Annotated in this window: 1 protein-coding gene; it reads left to right on the forward strand. The window is 79.3% G+C overall.

Annotated features, from left to right (window positions below; genetic code table 11):
- Positions 1-5320: type I polyketide synthase (locus ACFQ11_RS36955; RefSeq protein ID WP_378307489.1), on the forward strand; the 5320-nt coding region annotated here is incomplete at both ends.

The raw sequence follows: 5320 nt of genomic DNA on the forward strand, positions 1-5320 counted from the left end.
GTCGCGGTGACGGTCGCGGCCTGCGACGCCGCGGACCGGGCGCAGGTCGCCGCGCTGGCCGCCCGGGTCCGCGCCGAGCACGGCCCCGTCCGCGTCGTGGTCCACGCCGCGGGCGTCGCGCACTCGCGTCCCGTCGCGGAGCTGTCCACCGCCGAGTTCGCGGCGGTGGACGCGAAGGCCGCGGCCGCGGCCGTCCTCGACGACGTCTTCGGCCACGGCGACGCGGCCGCCGACCTCGACGCGTTCGTCCTGTTCTCCTCCCTGTTCGGCATCTGGGGCGGCGGCGGGCAGGCCGCCTACGCGTCCGCGAACGCGTACCTGGACGCGCTCGCCGAGCACCGGCGGGGACGCGGCGCCCCGGCGACGGCCGTGGCCTGGGGGCTGTGGGCGGGCGACGGCATGGGCGCCGAGGACGGCGTCCGGGACGCCATGAGCGCGCACGGCATCCGGCCGATGGCGCCGGACGCGGCGCTCGCCGAGCTGGACGCCGCCCTGGCGTCCGGCGAATCGGGCGTCACGGTCGCCGCCGTGGACTGGACTCGTTGCGCACCGGTGCTGGCGGCCTCCGGGCGGGGCCCCCTGCTCGCGGAACTGCCCGCGGCCGCCGCGGCCCTCCTTCCCGTGGCGGACGGCGCCGCACCGGGCGACTCCGCGTCGGACGGCGCCGCGCCGGCGGGGGAGGACCTGCGCGCGCGGCTCGCCCGGACGGCACCGGACGAGCGCCGCGACCACCTGCTCCGGCTGGTCGGCGCGCTCACCGCCGCGGTCGCGGGCGCGCCGCCCGGCGCGCTCGACCTGCGGCAGCCGTTCCGCGCGCTGGGCTACGACTCGCTGATGACCGTCGAGCTGCGCAACCGGCTCGTCGCCGCGACCGGCCTCCCGCTGCCCACCACCCTCGTCTTCGACCGTCCCACGCCGGAGGCCGTGACCGACCACCTGCTGGCCGAGCTGGCCCCCGCCCCCGCCGCCACCCCCGCCCGCGCCCCCGCCCGCACCGCCCGCCCTGGCGGCGCCCCGGCGGAGGCGGCGGACGACGACGCCGTCGCCGTCGTCGCCATGGCCTGCCGGTACCCGGGCGGGGTCCGCTCGCCCGAGGACCTGTGGCGGCTCGTCGCCGACGGAGCCGACGCGATCGGGCCGTTCCCCGCGGACCGCGGCTGGGACCTCGACGCCCTCTACGACCCCGAGCCGGGACGGCCCGGCACCACCTACGTGCGGGAGGGCGGCTTCCTGCACGACGCCGCCCTGTTCGACCCCGCGTTCTTCGACATCAGCCCCCGCGAGGCGCTGGCGATGGACCCGCAGCAGCGGATCCTGCTGGAGCTGGCCTGGGAGGCGTTCGAGCGCGCCCGCATCGACCCGTCGTCGCTGCACGGCGGCGACACCGGCGTGTTCGTCGGCGCGTCGGCGCAGGGCTACGGCGGCGGCCTGGACGACCCGGCGGACGAGGCGGCGATCGGCTACCTCAGCACCGGCACCGCCGGCAGCGTCGCGTCCGGCCGCATCGCCTACACGTTCGGGCTGCGGGGACCGGCCCTGACGGTGGACACCGCCTGCTCGTCCTCGCTGGTCGCCGTGCACATGGCCGCCCGCGCGCTGCTGGCCGGGGAATGCGGGCTGGCGCTCGCCGGAGGCGTCACGGTGATGGCGCGGCCCGGCGTGTTCGTCGAGTTCGCCCGGCAGCGCGGGCTGGCCCCCGACGGCCGGTGCAAGGCGTTCGCCGCGGCCGCCGACGGCACCGCGTGGGGGGAGGGCGCGGGCCTGCTCCTGCTCGAACGGCTCGGCGACGCCCGCCGCCGCGGGCACCGGGTGCTGGCGGTGCTGCGCGGCAGCGCGGTGAACCAGGACGGCGCGAGCAACGGCCTCACCGCACCGAACGGGCTGTCCCAGCAGGCGGTGATCCGGGGGGCGCTGGACGCGGCCGGGCTGGCGCCCGCGGACGTGGACGCGGTCGAGGCGCACGGCACCGGCACCGCGCTCGGCGACCCCATCGAGGCGGGGGCGCTGCTGGCGGCCTACGGCGCGGACCGGCCGGCGGACCGGCCGCTGTGGCTCGGGTCGGTGAAGTCCAACATCGGGCACGCCCAGGCCGCCGCCGGGGTCGCCGGAGCCATCAAAATGATCATGGCGATGGAGCACGGGACGATCCCCCGCACCCTGCACGTGGACGCTCCGAGCCCGCACGTGGACTGGTCGTCGGGCGCGGTCGCGCCCGCCACGGAACCGGTGCCGTGGCCGGAGACCGGCCGGCCGCGCCGGTCGGGCGTCACCTCCTGCGGCATCAGCGGCACCAACGTCCACATCATCCTCGAACGCCCCGCGGACCCCGCTGACCCCGCAGAGGGCGAACGGCCCGAGCCCGTGGGCCCGGAGCGTCCCGTCGCGCTGCCCCTGTCCGCCAGGACGCCCGCCGCGCTGCGGACACGGGCCCGGGAACTGGCCGCCCACCTGCGCGCCCGGCCCGGCGGGTCCCCCCGCGACCTCGCCGACCTCCGGCACGCGCTCGCCGCCCGGCAGGCGTTCGACCACCGTGCCGTGCTGGTCGGCGCGGACCGCGCGTCGCTCGCCGAGTCGCTGGACCTGCTCGCCGCGGGCGAGGACGCCCCGGGCGCCGTGCTGGGCGGGCCGGTGCCGGGCGGGGTCGCGTTCATGTTCGGCGGGCAGGGCGCCCAGCGGCCCGGCATGTGCCGCGGGCTGTACGCGGCGTCGCCCGTCTTCGCCGCCGCGCTCGACGACGTGTGCCGCCATTTCGAGCCGCACCTCGACCGTCCCCTCACCGAGGTGATGTTCGACGACGCGGACGCCGGGCCCCTCGACCGCACCGAGTACGCCCAGCCCGCCCTGTTCGCGTCGGAGGTCGCCCTCTACCGGCTGCTGGAGCGGCACGGGCTGCGGCCCGGCCACCTCATCGGCCACTCGGTCGGGGAGATCGCCGCCGCCCATGTCGCCGGGGTGTTCGACGCGGCCGACGCGGCGGCGTTCGTCGCCGCGCGCGGCCGCCTCATGCAGGGCATGCCGGAGGGGGCGATGCTCGCGGTCGACGCCGCCGAGGACGAGGTCCGCGCCGCGCTGGACGGGCTGGACGGCCGGGTGTCGGTCGCCGCCGTCAACGGGCCCGCCGCCACGGTCGTGTCCGGCGACGCCGACGCGGTCACCGGTCTCGCGGACCGCTGGGCGCGGGAGGGCCGCCGGACGCGACGGCTGGCGGTGCGGCGCGCGTTCCACTCCGCGCACGTCGACGCCGTCGCCGCCGAACTGCGCCGGGTGCTGGCCGGGCTGACGTTCGCGGAACCGGAGATCCCGGTCGTGTCGAACCTCACCGGCGACGTCTCCGCCGATCTGTGCTCGCCCGGCTACTGGGTCCGGCACGCCCGCGAGGCCGTCCGCTTCCACGCCGGCCTGCGCACCCTGCACGAGCGCGGCGTCACGACGTTCCTGGAGGTCGGGCCGACCCCCGTGCTGACCGCGACGGCCCGGCGCGACCCGGTGGGCGGTGACGCCGGCGCCTTCGTGCCCGTGCTGCGCGACGGACCCGAACCCCACGCCTTCGCGACCGCGCTCGCCCGCGCCCACGTGCGGGGCCTGCCCGTCCGGTGGGAACCGGACGGCGCCGCCCCGCCGCCGCCCCGGCCCGGCCCGGCCGATCCCCCCACCTACCCGTTCGAACGCGAGCGCTTCTGGCTCGCCCCGCGCGCGGGCGGCGCGGCCGGGACGCCCGGCGCGGCCGGCGAAACCGGGCACCCGCTGCTGACCTCGCGGATCGACCTCGACGACGGCGGCGCGCTGTTCCTCGGCCGCGTCTCCGCGCGGTCCCAGCCCTGGGTGCTCGACCACCGCGTGCTGGGCGAGGTGGTGGTGCCCGGCACGACCTGGATCGAGGCGGCCGGCTGGGCGGGCCGCGCCGCGGGCGCCCCCCGCGTCGTCGAACTGACCCACGAACGCCCGCTCGTCCTCGCGGGGGACCGGGCGCACGACGTCCAGCTCCGGGTCGGCGCGCCCGACCCCGGCACCGGTGAGCGCACCCTGACGCTGCGCTGCCGTCCCGCCGACGCCGCGGGCCGCCCCTGGACGGGGCTGGCGGCGGGCATGCTCGCGCCCGCCGCCCCCGCCCCCGCGCCCCGGGGGGACGCCGCGGGGGCATGGCCGCCGCCCGACGCCGTCGACATCGAGTCGGGCGAGGTCGTCTACGCGAGGCACGACGGCAGCGGCCGGTACGCGTGGGGCCCGGCGTTCCGGTCGCTGCACGCGGTGTGGCGGCGCGGCGACGACCTGTACGCCGAGCTGCGCGTGGCGGGGGACGCCGCCCACGGCGCGTTCGCGCCGCATCCGGCGGTGCTCGACGCCTGCCTGCACGCCCTCGGCGCCGACGGCGTACCCGCGGCGCTCACCCGGCTGTCCACGGGCGACGCCGGGGACGGCGGCGGCCTGCCCCGCATCCCCTTCGCCTGGCGCGGCCTGCGGCTCGGCGGCACGGACGATCCGGGCACGGGCGGCGCGGTGCTGCGGGTGACGATGTCGCCCGCGCCGGACGGCGGGACCGCGCTGGCGGTGACCGACGAGTCCGGCGCCCCCGTCGTCACCGCGGACTCCATCACGATCATGCCGGTGTCGCCGCAGCAGATGAAGGCCGCGCTGAGCGAACCCCTGCACGAGTCGCTGTTCCACCTGGAGTGGAGCCCCGTGCCGCCCGCCGGCCCGTTCACCGGGCGGGTCGCGGTGCTCGGGCACCCGCAGGGAGCGCCGGTGAACGGCGACCGGTACACCGACCCGGCCGCGCTGCGCGCCGCGATCGCGTCCGGTGCCCCGGCGCCCGACGCGGTCGTCGTCGCCCCGCCCGCCGCCGACGGCCCGCCCCTCGAACGGCTGCGGTGGGCGACGGCGGCGCTCCTGGAGAGCGTCCGGGACCTGCTCGCCGCAGGCCCGGCGGAGCCACGGATCGTCGTCCTCACCCGGCGGGCCGTCGCCGCCGCCCCCGGCGACGCCGCGCCCGACCCGGTGCACGCCGCCTGCTGGGGGCTGCTCCGCTCCGCGCAGACCGAGCACCCCGGCCGGATCGTCCTCGTCGACGCGGACGACGGCGCCGCGCCGCCGGAAACCCTCGCCCGTCTCCCGCACCCCGCGGGAGACGCCCCCCAGTTCGCCGTCCGCGACGGGCAGGTCTTCGCGCCCGCCCTCGCCCCGGTCCCCGACACCCCGCGGGACGAGCCCGCGGCCGACCTCGACCCGGACGGGACCGTCCTGATCACCGGCGGCACCGGCACGCTCGGCGCGCGCGTCGCCCGGCACCTCGCCGCCCGCCACGGCGCCCGCCGGCTGCTGC

The organism is Actinomadura sediminis, assembly GCF_042675525.1.
GTDB classification, from domain to species: Bacteria; Actinomycetota; Actinomycetes; order Streptosporangiales; family Streptosporangiaceae; genus Spirillospora; species Spirillospora sediminis.